Origin of the sequence: Kitasatospora sp. Root107, from assembly GCF_001424875.1 — a bacterium.
In the GTDB taxonomy this organism is placed as follows: Bacteria; Actinomycetota; Actinomycetes; order Streptomycetales; family Streptomycetaceae; genus Kitasatospora.
The window spans coordinates 425456-441603 of record NZ_LMCT01000012.1 but is presented as its reverse complement, the minus strand read 5'-3'; the positions used below and the strand labels follow the sequence as shown (position 1 = coordinate 441603).

Sequence of the window (16148 nt, the reverse complement as noted above, 5' to 3'; positions counted from 1 at the left end):
AATCAGGCGGAGCGGAGATCCAGGCCGATGTCCAGGATCGGCGAGGAGTGGGTCAGGGCGCCGACGGCCAGGTAGTCCACCCCAGTCTGGGCGACCTCGTGCGCGGTGGCCAGGGTCAGCCCGCCCGAAGCCTCCAGCTTGGCCCGGCCGTTGACCAGTTCGACGGCCTGCTTGAGCTCGGCGACGGTGAAGTTGTCGAGCAGGATCAGGTCGGCGCCCGCCTCCAGCACCGGCGGGATCTGGTCGAGGCGGTCCACCTCGATCTCCACCGGCAGCTCCGGGTACGCGGCCCGGACGGCGTTGAACGCCTCGGCGACACCGCCCGCCGCGATCACGTGGTTGTCCTTCACCAGCGCGGCGTCCGAGAGCGACATCCGGTGGTTGCTGCCGCCGCCCGCACGGACCGCGAACTTCTCCAGCGAGCGCAGGCCGGGCGTGGTCTTGCGGGTGTCCCTGACCTGCGCCTTGGTGCCCTCCAGGGCGTCCGCCCAGGCGCGGGTCGCGGTGGCGATGCCGGACAGCCGGCAGAGCAGGTTCAGCGCGCTGCGCTCGGCGGTGAGCAGGTCGCGGGTGCGGCTGCGGACCGAGAGCAGCACCTGGCCGGCCTCCACCCGGTCGCCGTCCTCGACGTGCCGCTCGACCTCGAACTCCTCCTCGCAGACCAGCGAGACCACGGCCTCGGCGATCCGCAGCCCGGCCACCACGCCGGCCTGACGGGCGGTGAAGTCCGCGGTGGCCACCGCGTCGGCGGGGACGGTCGCGACCGAGGTGACGTCCTCGCCGCCGGCCAGGTCCTCGGCCAGCGCGAGGGTCGCGATGTCCTCCACCTCGACCGGGTCCAGGCCGGCCGCCTCCAGCATCTCCGCGAGCGCCGGGTCCAGGCCGGTCTCGTACGCCTCGCCGTCGCCGCAACCGCAGCCGGCGCCGCAGCCGTCGACCTGGTCGGCGAGCGGGAGTTCCTCGTGGGTGTGGGACATCGGATGGCTCCTAGCTTGGGCGGAAAGTTTGGGCAGGTGATCGAGCATCTATGGTCAGGGGCTCGGGGAACTGCGAGGAGATCTGGCGCCGGGGTCACAATGCAAAGTGCCTGACCACCTACGTACGGATCACGTTTTACGAGGTCGGCGTCGCAGTTCCCCGAGCCCCTGGCTGCCGCAGCGTGTGCCCCGAACTGATGATGTGGCGCTGCCAGGCTGCGTCGTCGCGGTCCGGGAAGTCCTCGCGCCAGTGGCAGCCGCGGGTCTCCTCGCGCTGGGCGGCGGCGGCCACCAGCGCGGTGGCGACCAGGTGGAGGTTGGTGGCCTCCCAACTCTCGACGGCCGGGTCGGCGGACTTCTCGTCGGCGGCGAGCCGGGCCAGGCCGGTGGTGGTGGCGGCCATCGAGCCGGCCGAGCGGAGCACGCCCGCCCCGGTGGACATCAGGTGCTGGATGTCCGCGCGGGCCTCGGGGGCGAGCAGCGGGACGGGCCGGGCGGCCCGGGCGCCGGCCACGTCGACCGAGCGCTCGGGGAGGTCGCCCGCGGCGTGACGGGCAGTCAGGTCGGCGGCGATCCGCTCGGCGAATACCAGGCCCTCCAGCAGCGAGTTGGAGGCCAGCCGGTTGGCGCCGTGCACACCGGTGCAGGCCACCTCGCCGCAGGCGTACAGGCCGGGCACGGTGGTGCGGCCGAGCAGGTCGGTGCGGATGCCGCCGGAGGCGTAGTGCGCGGCGGGGGCGACCGGGATCAGCTCGGTGACCGGGTCGATGCCGTGCGAGCGGCAGGAGGCCAGGATGGTGGGGAAGCGTTCGGCCCACATCGCGGCGCCGAAGTGCCGTCCGTCCAGGTACATGTGCTCGGTGCCGAGCTCCTGCATCCGGCGGGTGATCGCCTTGGCGACGATGTCCCGGGGGGCCAGCTCGGCCAGCTCGTGCTGCCCGACCATGAAGCGCACCCCGTCGGCGTCCACCAGGTGGGCGCCCTCGCCGCGGACCGCCTCGGAGACCAGCGGCTGCTGGCCCTCGGCCTCGGCGCCGAGCCAGAGCACGGTCGGGTGGAACTGGACGAACTCCAGGTCGGTCACCTCGGCCCCGGCCCGCAGCGCGAGCGCGACGCCGTCGCCGGTGGAGACCGCCGGGTTGGTGGTGGCCGAGAAGATCTGGCCCATGCCGCCGGTGGCCAGCACCACGGCGCGGGCCCGGATCGCGCCGACGCCGTCCCGCTGGCCCTCGCCCATCACGTGCAGGGTGAGCCCGGCGGCGTGGCCGTCGGCGTCGGTGAGCAGGTCCAACACCAGGGCGTGCTCGATGAGTTCGAGCCCGGGGTCGGAGCGGACGGCGGAGACCAGGGCTCGCGATATCTCCGCCCCGGTGGCGTCGCCGCCGGCGTGCGCGATCCGGCGGCGGTGGTGGCCGCCCTCCCGGGTGAGCAGGATCTCGCCCTCGGCGTCCAGGTCGAAGGCGGCGCCGGTGGCGATCAAGTGCCGTACGGCGTCCGGCCCTTCGGTGACCAGGGTGCGGACGGCCTCTTCGTCGCAGAGCCCGGCCCCGGCCACCAGGGTGTCGGCCAGGTGCTGTTCAGGGGTGTCGCCTTCGCCCAGGGCGGCGGCGATGCCGCCCTGGGCCCAGCGGGTCGAACCGTCGTCGAGCATCGCCTTGGTGACCACCATGGCCCGCAGGCCGGCCTTGCGGACGTTGAGGGCGACGGTGAGTCCGGCCACCCCGGAGCCGACCACGACCACGTCCGTGGTGCTGGTCCAGCCCGGTGCCGGGGCGGTGAGGCGGTGCGAGACGGTCATGTCCTGTTGCTCCTTAGCGCGCGGCCGAGGGCGCCGCGTTGTGCCCGTCACCGTACGCCCGGTCCCCGCGCAGCAGCCCGCTGCCCTCGGGGGCGTCGGCGGCGTCGGTGCCGTAGCCGGTGATCCGGTTCTCGCCGTCCACGAAGACCACCCGGGGCACGTAGCCCTTGGCCTCGGCGGTCTCCATCTGCCCGTAGGCGATCAGGATGACCAGGTCGCCGGGATGGACCAGACGGGCGGCGGCGCCGTTGATGCCGATCACGCCGGAGCCGCGCGGGCCGGCGATCGTGTACGTCTCCAGCCGGGCGCCGTTGTTGATGTCGACTATGTGGACCAGCTCCCCGGGGAGCAGGTCGGCGGCGTCGAGCAGGTCCTCGTCCACCGTGACCGAGCCGACGTAGTGCAGGTCGGCCTGGGTCACGGTGGCCCGGTGGATCTTGGACTTGAGCATGGTGCGGAGCATTGGGTCACGCCTCCTGTGAGTGCATGCCTAGGGAACTGCTTCTTACCGGACGATGATGCGGACGTTGTCGATCAGGCGGGTCGAGCCCACCTTCGCGGCGACGGCCAGCACCGCCTCACCCTGGAAGTCCTCGGCGGCTTCGGTGAAGTCGTCCGGGTCGATCAGGGCGAGGTAGTCAAGGGTGACACCCTCGGCGCCGTCCAGGACGGCCGAGGCGGCCGCGAGGACGGCCTTCGGGCCCTGCGCGGCCACGTCGCGGCCGGCCAGCAGGGCCTTGGAGAGGGTGAGTGCCTGCTCCCGCTCGGTCTCCGAGAGGAAGCGGTTGCGGGAGGAGAGCGCCAGGCCGTCGGCCTCGCGGACGGTCGGGACGCCGATCACCTCGACGTCGAAGTCCAGGTCGGCGACCATCCGCTGGACGACCGCGAGCTGCTGGGCGTCCTTCTCGCCGAAGAACGCGAAGTCCGGGTCGGTGATGTGCAGCAGCTTGGCCACCACGGTCAGCACCCCGTCGAAGTGGCCGGGTCGGGAGGCGCCCTCGAACCGCTCGCCCATCGGGCCACCGGAGATCCGCACCTGCGGGGTCCCGTTCGGGTAGACCTCCTCGGGCAGCGGGGCGAACACCACGTCCGCGCCGTTCTCCTCGGCCAGCCGGACGTCGGCGGCGAGCGTGCGCGGGTAGCGGTCCAGGTCCTCGCCGGCGCCGAACTGAAGGGGGTTCACGAAGACGGTGACGGCCACCCGGCCGTCCTTGCCGACCTGCTTGCGCGCTGCCCGGATCAGTGCGGCGTGGCCCTCGTGCAGCGCGCCCATGGTCATCACCACCGCGTTGTCCACCGGCTGCTCGTCCGGCCAGAAGGCGGGCTCGAAGTCGGCGATCGTGTGGGTCAGCTCGGCCTTGTGCACCTTGGGTGCCTTGCTCGGCTGCTGCTTGCCACGGGCCATCAGATGTTCTCCTCGTTGAGTACGTCCAGCAGCGCAGCCGCCGACTCTTCGTCGAGCGATCCGGAGCGGACCGCCCGCTGCGCCGTGGCGCGGGCCATCGCGCGGTACGCCTGCCCGATGTCCGGGGCTACCGTACCGAGCTGGTGCAGGTGGCGCCGGAGCGTCCCGGCGTCGCCCCGGGCGACCGGTCCGGTGAGGGCCGCGTCGCCGGAGCGCAGGCTGTTGTCCAGGGCCGCGCCGAGCAGCGGGCCGAGCAGGCGGCCCGGCTCGGCCACACCCGCCGTCCGGAGCAGTTCGGTGGCCTGGGCGACCAGGGTGACCAGGTGGTTCGCGCCGTGCGCGAGGGCCGTGTGGTAGAGCGGCCTGACCTCCTCGGGCACCCATTCGGGCTCGCCGCCCATCTCCACCACCAGGGCCTCGGCGACCGGCCGCAGCTCCTGAGGGGCCGTCACCCCGAAGGGACAGCCCGCCAGTCGGGCCAGGTCGACGGAGGTACCGGTGAAGGTCATCGCCGGGTGCAGCGCCAGTGGCAGTGCCCCGGCCCTGGTCGCGGGCTCCAGCACCGCCACGCCGTGCGCCCCCGAGGTGTGCACGATGATCTGCCCCGGCCGGACCGCACCGGTGCTCGCAAGACCGGTCACCAGGTCGGCCAGCGCGTCGTCCGGGACGGTGAGCAGCACCAGGTCGGCCGCCGCCAGCACCTGCGGCGGGCTGACCAGCTTCACCCCGGGCAGCAGCGCCTCGGCCCGTCGCCGGGAGGTCGCCGACACCCCGGACGCGGCCACCACCCGGTGCCCGGCCAGCTGCAGCGCGGCCCCCAGCGCAGGGCCGACCCGGCCCGTGCCGACCACGCCGACCGCCAGCCGCGCGGGCCGGTTGCCGGGGTCGGCGGGATCACCGAACGGGTCGGCCAGTGCCCCGAACTCGGCCTCGTCGAAGGTGCTCACGGCTCGCCGTCGTCCTCACTTCCGTTCCAGTCCTCTGCAGGTACCGGACGTACCGCGCCATTCTACGGCCGGGCGCGCGGCGGGCTACTCCCCGGCGCCCGCGCGGACCAGGCCGGCCTCGTAGGCGAGGACCACGGCCTGGACCCGGTCGCGGAGGTTGAGCTTGGCGAGGATCCGGCCGACGTGGGTTTTGACGGTGGCTTCGGAGAGGGTGAGCTTGGTGGCGATCTCGCCGTTCGAGAGGCCCTGGGCGACCAGCAGGAAGACCTCGCGTTCGCGGTCGGTGAGCGGGGCCAGCACGGGGGAGCCGGGGGTGGAGCGGGGGACCGGGAGGACCTCGGCGAAGCGGTCGATCATCCGGCGGGTGGTGGTGGGGGCGACCACGGCGTCCCCGGCGTGCACGGAGCGGATCGCGGCGACCAGCTCGACCGGCGGGACGTCCTTGAGCAGGAAGCCGCTGGCGCCCGCCTTGAGTGCGGCGAAGGCGTACTCGTCCAGGTCGAAGGTGGTCAGGATGAGCACGTGCGGGGCGTCCGGGCGCGGGGCGCCGTCCTCGGTCAGGCAGATCCGGCGGGTGGCCTGGACGCCGTCGAGCCGGGGCATCCGGACGTCCATCAGGATCACGTCGACCTCGGTGTGCTCCAGAACTTGGAGGGCCTGCTGACCGTCCCCGGCCTCGGCGGCGATCTCGATGTCGCCCTGGGACTGGAGGATCATCCGGAAGCCGGTGCGCAGCAGTTCCTGGTCGTCGACGAGCATCACCCTGATGGTCACGGAGCAGTCCTTACTTGATGGTCTTGAGGGGAAGTACCGCGCGGATCCGGAAGCCCCCGCCGGGCCGGGGCCCGATGTCGAGGCTCCCGCTGACCATGCCGACCCGCTCCCGCATGCCGATCAGACCATGCCCGGGGCCGTCGTCACCACCGACCGTCAGCTGGTCGTCGGTGGAGCCCCGGCCGTCGTCCTCGATCAGCACCTCCAGCTCGCGGTCGCGGAAGTCCACCGCGACCCGGGCCCGGACGTCCGGGCCGCCGTGCTTGCGGACGTTGGTGAGCGCCTCCTGGACGATCCGGTACACCGTCAGTTCGACGCCGCGGGGCAGCTCCTGGGGCTCCCCTGCGCTGTCGAAGTCGACCGGCAGACCGGCCGTACGGACCTGGTCGAGCAGCTCGGGCAGCTCGGCCACACCGGGCTGCGGGACGTACTCCTCGGTGGTGTCGGTGGTGCGCAGCACGCCGAGCAGCCGGCGCATCTCGACCAGCGCCTGACGGCCCGTCGAGGCGATGGTGGAGAGCGCCTCCTTGGCCTGCTGAGGGGAGTTGTCCAGCACGTAGGCGGCGCCGTCGGCCTGAACGATCATCACCGAGACGTTGTGCGCCACCACGTCGTGCAGCTCGCGGGCGATCCGGGCCCGCTCCGCCGCGACCGCGATCTTGGCCTGGGCGCCGCGCTCGCGCTCCAGCCGGGCGGCCCGGTCCTCCAGCTCGGTCAGGTACGCCCGGCGGACCCGGGTGAGCCGGCCCCAGGCCCAGCAGAGCACGAAGGGGGTGGACATCAGCACGGCGAAGAAAACCGCCTGCGGGGCACCGGTGATCGAGCCGGAGCTCCGGTCGAGGAACCGCGCCACGGTCAGCGGCCCGGCCGCCAGGCCGGCCCCGAGGGCCAGCCGGGACGTCCACACCGACCCGTAGGCCGCGCCGGTGTACGCGAACACCAGATAGGCGATGCTCTCCGCGCCGGGCTCGACGCCGGCCGCCACCTGGCTCAGGCCGAGGACCACCGCGGCGACCGTGGTCGCGCTCGGGTGCTTCCGCCGGAACACCATCATCCCGGCGACCAGACCGCCCAGGACGTAGGCGGCGTCCTGCTGCCAGCCCGACTGGTTGTCGGCGGCGGAGATCAGGGCCATCAAGGCAAGCAGCAGCGCCCAGGCGGAGTCGACCACCATGGGGTGACGGCGGAACCAGGCGTTGAGTCGGTGCACAGCTCAAGCCTAGGCACCCCAGGGCAGTGGAAAGGTCCGCCGGGAGAGCGATCCGTCCTACTCCGCAGGGTGGAGAGCCGACGTGACGCCGGTAACGTCCGGGGCATGAGTTGGATGCGGTGGCGGACCGCCATGGAGCAGGCGTTGTACGGGGCGGACGGCGGGTTCTACCGCAGGCCGGAGGGCCCGGCGGGGCACTTCAGGACCTCGGTGCACGCCTCGCCGAGGTACGCCGGAGCGGTCACCCGCCTCCTGACGGAGGTGGATGCCGCGCTCGGCCACCCCGAGGAGCTGGCCCTGGTGGACGTCGGGGCCGGCCGGGGCGAGCTGCTGGCCGGCGTACTGGCGGCGGTCGGCCCGGAACTGGCCGGGCGGCTGCGCCCGTACGCGGTGGAGCTGGCCGACCGGCCGGCCGGGCTGCCGGAGTCGGTGGTGTGGACGGACCGGGTACCTGACGGGGTGTCGGGTCTGCTGTTCGCCAACGAGTGGCTGGACAACGTGCCGCTGGACAGCGCGGAGCGGGACGAACAGGGCTTGCGGTACGTGGAGGTGGCGCCGGACGGGACCGAACGGCTCGGCGACCCGGTCGACCGGGCGGACGCCGACTGGGCCGCGCGGTGGTGGCCTGAGGGGCCTCGGGTGGAGCTGGGCGGTCCCCGGGACGCGGCCTGGGCGGCGGCGGTCGGAGCACTGGAGCGCGGGCTCGCGGTGGCGGTGGACTACGCCCACACCCGCGCCGACCGGCCGCTGTTCGAGACCCTGACGGGGTTTCGGGAGGGAAGGGAGGTTCGTCCGGTTCCTGACGGTTCGTGTGATCTCACCGCGCACGTGGCGCTGGACGCGGTGGCCGTCCCCGGTGTCCACAGCCTGTGGACAACCCAGCGCGAGGCGCTCCGGGCGCTCGGGGTGGACGGCGCGCGGCCGCCGCTCGCGCTCGCCTCCAGCGACCCGGTGGCGTACCTGCGCGCGCTCGGCGGCGCAGGTGAAGGGGCGGAGCTGACCGACCCCGCCGGGCTCGGCGGTTTCGGCTGGCTGGCCCAGGCTGTCCGGATGCCGGTACCGGAGAGCCTGGCGGGGCTGCCGGGATGGCAGACTCTCACCCCATGAGGGAGACCACGGTCGGCGTCGGCGCGGGTGCGGAGAATCTTGTCGGGGAGCTGGGCACCAGTGACATGGTGCTCAACATCGGCCCGCAGCACCCTTCCACGCACGGTGTGCTGCGGCTGAAGCTGGTGCTGGACGGCGAGCGGATCGTGGCCGCCGAGCCGGTGATCGGCTACATGCACCGGGGGGCCGAGAAGCTCTTCGAGGCCCGCGACTACCGCCAGATCATCATGCTGGCCAACCGGCACGACTGGCTGTCCGCCTTCTCCAACGAGCTGGGTGTGGTGCTCGCGGTCGAGCGGATGCTCGGCATGGAGGTGCCCGAGCGGGCGGTCTGGATCCGCACCATGCTGGCCGAGCTGAACCGGGTGCTCAACCACCTGATGTTCCTCGGCTCGTACCCGCTGGAGCTCGGCGGGATCACCCCGGTCTTCCACGCCTTCCACAGCCGCGAGGAGCTCCAGCACGTGCTGGAGGAGGCCAGCGGCGGCCGGATGCACTACATGTTCAACCGGGTCGGCGGCCTGAAGGAGGACCTGCCGGCCGGCTGGCTGGGCCGGGTCAGAGCGGCGGTCGCCTCGGTCCGCTCGCAGCTGCCGGTCTTCGAGGACCTGGTGCTCGGCAACGAGATCTTCCGGGCCAGGACCGCCGACGTCGGGGTGCTCTCCGCCGAGCACGTGAAGGCGTACGGCGCGAGCGGCCCGATCGCCCGGGCCAGCGGCGTCGACTTCGACCTCCGCCGGGACGAGCCCTATCTGGCGTACGGCGAGCTGCAGGACGTGCTCCGGGTGGTCACCCGGCAGGAGGGCGACTGCCTGGCCCGGTTCGAGTGCCTGCTCGAACAGGCCGTCAACTCGCTCGACCTGGCCGACGCCTGCCTCGACCGACTGGCCGAGCTGCCGCCCGGCCCGGTCAACCTGCGGCTGCCCAAGGTGCTCAAGGCCCCCGAGGGCGCCACCTACGCCTGGACCGAGAACCCGCTCGGCATCAACGGCTACTACCTGGTCTCGCGCGGCGACAAGACCCCGTGGCGGCTCAAGCTGCGCTCGGCGTCCTACAACAACATCCAGGCACTGACCGAGCTGCTGCCCGGGACGCTGGTCGCGGACATGGTGGCGATCCTGGGCTCGATGTTCTTCGTGGTCGGCGACATCGACAAGTAACCCCTTTGCAGGAGTTCGGCCATGCACCACCAGGGGCTCGGGGCTCTGCTGACTTGCGGCTCCGCCGCGTGGGCGAGGAGATCTGGCGCGTGGGTCACTGCGAAAGTGCCTGACCAGCTACGCAGGGATCAACCTGTTTCGAGGTCGGCGTCGCAGTTCCCCGAGCCCCTGGATGGTGCACGCTTGGGCAGCGAGCCTCAGCTCGGGTCGGCCGGGTGCGGAGCGACGGTGATGCCGCCCTTGATCCGCTGCTCGCAGAGCTCGGCGAGCACCGCGTAGCCCTCGGGGCCCATCAGCTCGGTGAGTTCGGGGCGGTAGCTGACGTAGACCGGGTCGGGGCCCTCGTGGGCGTCCGGGCTGCCGGTGCACCACCAGTTCAGGTCGTGGCCGCCGGGGCCCCAGCCGCGGCGGTCGTACTCGCCGATGGTGACCTGCAGGTAGCGGGTGTCGTCGGGGCGGTCGATCCAGTCGTAGGTCCGGCGGACCGGGAGCTGCCAGCAGACGTCCGGCTTGGTCTCCAGCGGCTCCTTGCCCTCCTTGAGGGCCAGGGTGTGCAGCGAGCAGCCCGCGCCGCCGGGGAAGCCGGGGCTGTTCAGGAACAGGCAGGCGCCGTTCACCCGGCGGGTCTGGCGGTCGCCGTCCTCGTCGAGCATGGTGATGCCGCCGTCGACCTTGATCCGGCCCTTGGCGTCGGTGCCGTGCGCGTGGTTCTCCCAGATCTCCGGGGTCAGCCGGGCGGCGTGGCCGATCACCCGCTGCTCGTCGTCCTCGTCGGAGTAGTGCGCGCCGAGCGTGCAGCAGCCGTCCGACTCGCCCCGGCCAGGGCGGATGCCCTGGCAGCCGCGGCCGAAGATGCAGTTCCAGCGCGAGGTGAGCCAGGTCAGGTCGCAGCGGAAGACCTGCTCCTCGTCGCCGGGGTCGGCGAACTCGACCCAGGCCCGGGCGAAGTCGAGCGGGACCTCGGGCCGCATGGTCGGCATCGCGAGGTCGATCGTGCCGCTCTTCTTGTCCTTGGACTTCTTCGTACTGGTCTTCTTGCTGTCTGCTGCCACCGGTCAAGGGTATGGCCTGGCGCCGGTGTCCTCCGGTGACGGCCCCGGCGGCCGGTGAAGTTGCGGTGAGAAACCCGGACGGGCCCTGCGACGGTGGCGTGCGCTGCCTCTAGGATGGCGGCCAGGTATCTGCACGGGGGCTCTGGGGGAGTGGGCGGATGAGTAACGGTGGCGCGGGCGAGTTCCTGATCAAGCCATGGGAAGTACGCGGTGAGGGGCGGGAGTTCGAGAAGATCTCGAACGATTTCGCCCGGGCCGCGCAGGCCCTGGACCAGGGCCTGGCCGGACTCGGCACGCCGTGGGGCGGCGACCAGCCCGGCAGTGGGTTCGGCACGGCGTACACCGAGGCGCAGGGCATGTTGCTGGCCGGGCTGAACGGGCTGGCCGACCGCCTCGGCGGGATCGGCGCCGGGCTGCACACGATGGCAGAGTCGGTCGACCGGGCCGACGGCGAGGTGAGCGCCGATCTGGCGAAGGCGGACGCGGGCAGACCTCCGGTGATCTGACGCCCCGTCGGGAACCACGGCGGCCCGTCCGTACGTGTTGCTGTCCGTCGCCTTGCTGTCCGTCCCCGCAGAACCCGGAAGGAGGGGCCTGGTGTCCCGAAGCGTGCCCGAGGAACTCGTCCCCGTACTGGCCAGGTTGGGCCATGAGTGGCCGCAGGCCGACGAAGAGGGCCTGCGCCGTGCGGCGGGCGTTTGGCGGGAGTTCGGCGCCGAGGCGGAGCAGCTCAGCCGCCGGGGCGGGGACTCGGCGCAGCGCGTCACCGGCGAGAACTCCGGGAGTTCGGTGGAGGCGTTCGCCGCGCACTGGCGCGGCTTCGCGGGCGGTGGCCGGGGCAGCCTGGACGACGCGCAGACCGCCGCCGAGCTGGTCGGCGCCGCCTTCGAGCGGGCCGCCGGTGCGGTGGACTCGTGCAAGGCGGAGATCATCTCGGCGCTGACCGAGCTGGCCGAGGAGATCAAGCTCGCCCAGAAGGTGGAGGCGGTGGCGCACGCCGCGCTCGGCGTGCTCGGCGACGTGGTGGCCGACGTGGTGGTCGGGGCCGGCGAGCTGATCGCGGTGCAGCTGGCCAAGCACAAGGTCGGCCATCTGCTGGAGGAGCTCGGCCGGGAGATGCAGGAGGGCCTTCAGCAGGCGCTGAAGGAGCCCGCCGTCACCACGCTGGAGCGGATCGCGCAGGCCGACGGGTACGCACCCGCCCGAGCCGCCGGGGCGGCCGGTGCGGTCGCCGGTGCGCTGCTCGGCGGGCGTGCGGTGGCCAAGGTCCGGACGCTGTCGGCGGCCGTCGACCGGCACGGCCGCCTGATGACCGATGCCCAGGGCAAGCCGGTGCTGGTCGACGAGCAGGGCAAGCAGGTGCAGGGCGTCGAGGGCGTCACGGTCGCCAGGGACGAGCAGGGCAGGCCGGTGCTCGGCGCGGACGGCAACGCCCTGGTGGTCGGCCAGGACGGCAAGCCGGTGGTCGGCCTGGCGGTCGGCGCGGACGGCAAGCCGCTGCGGGACGGTCACGGCGGGCTGGCGCTGGTCGGAGCCGGCGGCCTGATAGCGGCCGCCGGGGTCTCGGTGGCGCTCGGCCACGACGGCAGGCCGCTGGTCGGCACCGACGGCGAGGTCGTGGTGCTGGACCAGAACGGTGCGCCGGTCCGCGGCACGGACGGCCACGTCGCCAAGGTGGACGCGAACGGTCAGCTGGTCACCGACTCCCACGGGCGGCCGGTGATGGTGGACGACCGCGGCGCCACGGTGCACGGTCCGGCCAAGCCGGACGCGGGCGTCGGGGTGCACCTCGGCGGGGTCGGGGTCGACCTGCAGGTCGGCCCGGGCGGCGTGGACGCGGACATCGAGCTGAAGGAACACAGCGCCAACGGCAAGGGCCCGCACGCCCAGGTCGAGGTGCAGGCCGGGCCGCTGGCGGCCTCGGTGCAGGCCGAGGCGCCGTTGAGCGGCCAGAGCGGTGGCTACGGCGGTGGCTACGGCGGTGGCGGTCACGGCGGTGGTGGCCACAGCAGCGGGTACGGCAGCAACGACGGCTGGGGTACCAGCAGCCCGTCGCACCGTTCGGAGGCCGCCCAGTCCGGCGGCTACGGCCCGCAGCGCCCGACCGTCTCGGTGGACTACGACTACGACTACGGCTATGAGTCGGCTCCGGCCGCCCCGGTGCACCACGGCCCGGCCTCGGTCCGGACCGACTCGGTGGCGGTCGCACCGTCGCCGGTGACGGTGGGTCCGGTCTTCGGTGACGGTTCGTCGGCTCCGGTGGGCGTCGGCCGTGGGCACGGCGCCGAGGCGCCGATGCCGGGCGGTGGCGGTCCCTCGTCCGGGCCCGGCCCGGTCGGTGGCGGCACTCCCGGCGTCCCGGCCGGTGCGCCGCCGATGGCGCCCCCGCCGGCGGGGGCCGCCCCGGCTGCTCCGGTGGCCGCAGCGCCGTCGGCTCCGGTGGCGTCCGGTACGCCCGGTGCGGTCGGTACGCCCGGCGCTGCCGGGGCCTCCGGCGCGGCAGGTGGTCAGGCGGGTGTGGTCGGAGCGGTCGGCGCCGTGGGTGGCCAGCCGGGCGCCGGTGCCCATGGCGCGGGCCCGGGCCGCCCGGCCGGTGCGCCGCCGGTGGTCGGCCTGGTGCCCAACCCGCTTCCCGCGCAGCCCGGTTCGGCCGGTGCCTACGCGGTCGGGCCGGTGCCGCTGCGCGCCTTCGAGGTGCCGCCCGAGGTCCGCCGCCGGGACGGCGAGAGCCTGGCCAGCCCGCTGCAGGCCGCCCCGGTGGCCGCGATGTTCCTGATCGCCCACTCCTACCGGCGCACCGCACCCGAGCAGCCGGGCGAGCGACCGCGCCCCCGGATCATCGCGGACGGCCGCCCGTACGAGACCGGTGGCGGCCTGGGTCCGGTCGACCCGGCGCACCAGGCCGAGGTCGAGCGGCGGGTGCCGCGCGACGCCGAGGGCCTGCCCTCGGTCCACCCGGACCCGCGCTTCGGCGACTGGCCGGAGGCGCTGAACGGCGGCGGCTTCGGCGAGCCGGGCCGGGCCAACAACGGGATCGACCTGGCGCTGTCCGCGCTGGACAGCTACCTCGGCAACACCACCTGCGGGGCGCCCCGGCTGCCCGACGGCCCGGCCGGCGAGTTCGGCGGGCGGGACCGTGCGGAGCGTGAACTCGGCACCCAGTTCAAGGACTTGGGCTACGGTTCGGATGCCCTCGGGCAGCTCGCCGAGGTGCTCAGGCGGTGCGGCTCCGGCACCCAGGCGGTGCTGCTCACGCTGGACGAGTACGGCCGTTCGCACACCTGGAACGCGTTCGTCTCCGGTGACACCCTGACCTACCTGGACCCGCAGACCGGCTACCGATCGGCGGCCCCGCTGCACCCGGCCGACCAGGGCCTGTGGGCGATCGCACTGGAGGCCTCCGGGCGTCCGCTCGACCTCTCGGCGCTGCAACCGTCCATCCCGGTGGTCGAGTTGACCCCGGCACCGGCGCCCGACCTGATGGCCAAGCCGGTCCCGGAGCCGCCTGCCCCGCCGCGTTCGCGGCTGACCATCCACCGCAACGCCGCCAGGAGCTCCCGTCGATGACCACCCTCGCGCAGGCCCTCGACACCGCCCACCGGTGGGTCAACGGCGAGTTGGCCCAGGAGAGCCAACGGGCCGTCAAGGCCCACGAGTTCGACCTCGGCTGGGTGGTCTGGCCGGAGCCCGCCCCGGTCCGGGTCGACCCGCTGACCGGTGACCGGCGTGCCCCGGACGAGCTCGGCGCGGCCTGCGCGGTGGTCGACCGGACCACCGGCGAGCTCACCGTCTGGCCCTCGGTGCCCGTCCCGCAGGTGGTCCAGCTCTACCGCGACCGGATCGGCGCGGGCGGCCACGACCCCGCCCTGCCGCCCGCCACCGGCCCCGGCTGCCGGGCCCAACTCGACTACCGGGACGCGCTCGGCGAGGAGCGCACCCTGGTGCTGCGCTCCGCCACCGGCCGTCCGCACCCCGCCCTGCGGGCCTGGCGGCAGCTCGCCGAGCAGGGCGTCCCGCCGGAGGACGTGCTCTCGGTGCACACCGACCTGCGGCCCGCCATGCTGCCCGGCGGCTACGTCGCCGCCGCGCTGCTCGCCGCCCTGCCGACGGCCCGGCACAGCCACGACCTGGCCTACGGCCCGCGCTACGACGGCCGGGCCCGCGCGGTCCGCTCGGCGGGCGCGGCCAACCCCCGGCCGAACCGGATGCCCTTCCCGGGCAACGTGCCGCCCGCCCAGCCGGAGGCCGAAGCAGCCCTGAACGCCCGGCTGGCCGCCCAGTTCGGCCCGCAGGGCGTACGCCGCTTCGACCCGGCCCACACGACGGCCGCCGACCTGCCCGAGGCGGTGGCCCGCCCGCTCCAGCAGACCGGCCTGCCGGTGGCGGTCGAGGGCTTCTTCACGCTGCACCACCCGGTCTCCGACGGGATCGCGGCCGGCACCCCGGACGCACCCGTCCTGCCGGACCTGGCCGGCTACCTCGCCGCCCACGGCCTGGGCGGCCGGGCCACCGAGCAGGCCCGCCGCGAGCTGCTCGGCCAGCTGCTGATCGGTACCGACGGGTGGGCCCTGCTCACCGTCGACACCGCCCAGGGCCGGATCCGCGCGGTCGACCCCGAGACGGCCGGCACCCGCTACGTGAACGCCGACCTGACCGCCTTCGTCCGCTCGCTGGCCCTGCTCGCCGACCGGCTGCCCAAACTCCGTGACCTGCACCCCCTGGCGGGCGGCCAGGCCGTGGCCGAGCTCCAGTGGTCCCTGGCCGGGCTGGACCGCACGGTCTTCAACGACCCCGAGAACTGGTGGGCCGTCATCGTCGAGCAGCTCTGGCACGGCACCCTCTGAGGCACACGGTGCACCACCAGGGGCTCGGGGCTCTGCTGATGTGCGGCTCCGCCGCGTGGGCGACGCCGACCTTCCCCGAGCCCCTGGACAGTGCAACTCACCCTCGGAGGAAGCTCTCCAGCGTGGTGGCCAGCGCGACCGGGATCTCGTACATCGGGTAGTGCCCCGAGTTGGGCAGCATCTCGAGGTCCCCGTTCGGGTAGTGGGTGAGCCAGGTCGCGGCGTACAGCTCCGGGTTCAGGGCCGGGTCGTACTCGCCGACGAAGACCCGGGCCGGGAGCGGAAGTCCGGTGACCTTGGGGGCGAGGTCGACGGTGGTCCAGTCGTTCAGGTAGGAGGCGAAGGCCTCCGGCCGGGAGCCGTTCACCGACTGGGCGGTCATCCGGTCCAGCCAGACCCCGGTGGCCCGGTTGCCGGTGACCAGGTCGAGGATGGCGCGGCGGTTCGCGGGGTGCGCGGCGGCGCCGTGGAACAGGTCGAAGGCGTCGTCCAGCGGGTACGCCCCGGCCGGTACGGGGGTGAGCCCGGCCAGCCGCTGCACCCGGTCGGGGGCCAGGGCCAGCACTTGCTGGGCCGCCTTGCCGCCCATCGAGTGGCCGACCAGCGAGAAGCGGTCCCAGCCCAGTTGGTCGGCCAGCGCGAGGGCGTCCCCGGCGATCTCGGCCAGGGTGTACTCGCCCGGGACGTCGGCCCGCTCGCCGTAGCCCCGGTAGTCCAGGAAGGCATAGCTGAAGGTCTCGCCGTCCAGGTAGTCGAGGAACGGCCCCCAGCCGGCACTGGTGCCGAACCAGTCGTGCAGCACGATGACCCGTTGTGCGCCTTCGCCGACCAGACGGTGAGTGATCGTCATATCTTGCTCCCTAAAACCGAGTTG

At 73.6% G+C, this 16148-nt stretch carries 14 protein-coding genes; 5 read left to right on the top strand and 9 right to left on the bottom strand.

What is annotated here, in order from left to right; translation table 11 throughout:
• Window positions 1-2: 2 nt before the first annotated feature.
• From nadC to ASC99_RS13740, 7 genes are all read right to left on the bottom strand, one after another.
• On the bottom strand, window positions 3-977 hold the full coding sequence (gene nadC, locus ASC99_RS13770) for a carboxylating nicotinate-nucleotide diphosphorylase (RefSeq protein ID WP_057231716.1): 975 nt from the start codon (window positions 975-977) through the stop codon (window positions 3-5).
• Window positions 978-1113: 136 nt separating this feature from the next.
• Complete coding sequence (locus ASC99_RS13765) at window positions 1114-2775, bottom strand: L-aspartate oxidase (RefSeq protein ID WP_057231715.1); 1662 nt, start codon at window positions 2773-2775, stop codon at window positions 1114-1116.
• A gap of 13 nt (window positions 2776-2788) precedes the next feature.
• The gene (gene panD, locus ASC99_RS13760) at window positions 2789-3238 is read right to left on the bottom strand and encodes an aspartate 1-decarboxylase (protein WP_057231713.1); all 450 of its coding nucleotides are present in this window, start codon (window positions 3236-3238) and stop codon (window positions 2789-2791) included.
• Window positions 3239-3280: 42 nt separating this feature from the next.
• The gene (panC, locus tag ASC99_RS13755; RefSeq protein WP_082598296.1) at window positions 3281-4180 is read right to left on the bottom strand and encodes a pantoate--beta-alanine ligase; all 900 of its coding nucleotides are present in this window, start codon (window positions 4178-4180) and stop codon (window positions 3281-3283) included.
• On the bottom strand, window positions 4180-5127 hold the full coding sequence (locus ASC99_RS13750; RefSeq protein ID WP_369824188.1) for a Rossmann-like and DUF2520 domain-containing protein: 948 nt from the start codon (window positions 5125-5127) through the stop codon (window positions 4180-4182). The genes panC and ASC99_RS13750 overlap by 1 nt, the downstream gene beginning before the upstream one ends.
• Window positions 5128-5211: 84 nt before the next feature.
• Window positions 5212-5901 carry a response regulator transcription factor gene (locus ASC99_RS13745; RefSeq protein WP_057231711.1) on the bottom strand — a complete coding sequence of 230 codons (690 nt, stop codon included), beginning with the start codon at window positions 5899-5901 and terminating at the stop codon, window positions 5212-5214.
• Between the two features lie 10 nt (window positions 5902-5911).
• A complete protein-coding gene (locus ASC99_RS13740; RefSeq protein WP_200948328.1) occupies window positions 5912-7111 on the bottom strand; it encodes a sensor histidine kinase in 1200 nt (399 codons plus the stop codon).
• A 105-nt stretch (window positions 7112-7216) separates the two neighbouring features.
• Here ASC99_RS13740 and ASC99_RS13735 point away from each other — a divergent pair, with 105 nt between their 5' ends.
• Entirely contained in the window at window positions 7217-8218 is a 1002-nt protein-coding gene (locus ASC99_RS13735) for an SAM-dependent methyltransferase (RefSeq protein ID WP_057231709.1), read from the top strand.
• Complete coding sequence (locus tag ASC99_RS13730) at window positions 8215-9378, top strand: NADH-quinone oxidoreductase subunit D (RefSeq protein ID WP_057231707.1); 1164 nt, start codon at window positions 8215-8217, stop codon at window positions 9376-9378. Before ASC99_RS13735 ends, ASC99_RS13730 begins: the two co-directional genes overlap by 4 nt.
• 197 nt (window positions 9379-9575) lie before the next feature.
• Here the strand turns inward: ASC99_RS13730 and ASC99_RS13725 are convergent, their stop codons facing one another.
• Window positions 9576-10358, bottom strand: a complete 783-nt coding sequence (locus ASC99_RS13725) for a hypothetical protein (RefSeq protein WP_369824199.1) — start codon at window positions 10356-10358, stop codon at window positions 9576-9578.
• 230 nt (window positions 10359-10588) lie between these two features.
• Here ASC99_RS13725 and ASC99_RS13720 point away from each other — a divergent pair, with 230 nt between their 5' ends.
• The 3 genes from ASC99_RS13720 to ASC99_RS13710 all read left to right on the top strand — a co-directional run bounded on the left by ASC99_RS13720 (window position 10589) and on the right by ASC99_RS13710 (window position 15274).
• On the top strand, window positions 10589-10936 hold the full coding sequence (locus tag ASC99_RS13720) for a hypothetical protein (RefSeq protein WP_057231704.1): 348 nt from the start codon (window positions 10589-10591) through the stop codon (window positions 10934-10936).
• A gap of 91 nt (window positions 10937-11027) precedes the next feature.
• Window positions 11028-13997, top strand: a complete 2970-nt coding sequence (locus ASC99_RS41915; RefSeq protein WP_157531512.1) for a toxin glutamine deamidase domain-containing protein — start codon at window positions 11028-11030, stop codon at window positions 13995-13997.
• Window positions 13994-15274: an SUKH-4 family immunity protein gene (locus ASC99_RS13710; protein ID WP_057231700.1), complete on the top strand. Its 1281-nt coding sequence runs from the start codon at window positions 13994-13996 to the stop codon at window positions 15272-15274. Before ASC99_RS41915 ends, ASC99_RS13710 begins: the two co-directional genes overlap by 4 nt.
• 97 nt (window positions 15275-15371) lie before the next feature.
• On the opposite strand, the gene ASC99_RS13705 is transcribed toward ASC99_RS13710, so the two are convergent.
• Window positions 15372-16124 carry an alpha/beta fold hydrolase gene (locus ASC99_RS13705; protein WP_057231698.1) on the bottom strand — a complete coding sequence of 251 codons (753 nt, stop codon included), beginning with the start codon at window positions 16122-16124 and terminating at the stop codon, window positions 15372-15374.
• Window positions 16125-16148 lie beyond the last annotated feature (24 nt).

Excerpts from the sequence above, each read along its gene's own strand:
- ASC99_RS13720 (WP_057231704.1), top strand. The coding sequence starts at position 10,589 with ATGAGTAACGGTGGCGCGGGCGAGTTCCTGATCAAGCCATGGGAAGTA.
- ASC99_RS13735 (WP_057231709.1), top strand. The coding sequence starts at position 7,217 with ATGAGTTGGATGCGGTGGCGGACCGCCATGGAGCAGGCGTTGTACGGG.
- nadC (WP_057231716.1), bottom strand. The coding sequence starts at position 977 with ATGTCCCACACCCACGAGGAACTCCCGCTCGCCGACCAGGTCGACGGC.
- ASC99_RS13710 (WP_057231700.1), top strand. The coding sequence starts at position 13,994 with ATGACCACCCTCGCGCAGGCCCTCGACACCGCCCACCGGTGGGTCAAC.
- panC (WP_082598296.1), bottom strand. The coding sequence starts at position 4,180 with ATGGCCCGTGGCAAGCAGCAGCCGAGCAAGGCACCCAAGGTGCACAAG.
- panD (WP_057231713.1), bottom strand. The coding sequence starts at position 3,238 with ATGCTCCGCACCATGCTCAAGTCCAAGATCCACCGGGCCACCGTGACC.
- ASC99_RS13705 (WP_057231698.1), bottom strand. The coding sequence starts at position 16,124 with ATGACGATCACTCACCGTCTGGTCGGCGAAGGCGCACAACGGGTCATC.
- ASC99_RS13765 (WP_057231715.1), bottom strand. The coding sequence starts at position 2,775 with ATGACCGTCTCGCACCGCCTCACCGCCCCGGCACCGGGCTGGACCAGC.
- ASC99_RS13730 (WP_057231707.1), top strand. The coding sequence starts at position 8,215 with ATGAGGGAGACCACGGTCGGCGTCGGCGCGGGTGCGGAGAATCTTGTC.
- ASC99_RS13725 (WP_369824199.1), bottom strand. The coding sequence starts at position 10,358 with ATGCCGACCATGCGGCCCGAGGTCCCGCTCGACTTCGCCCGGGCCTGG.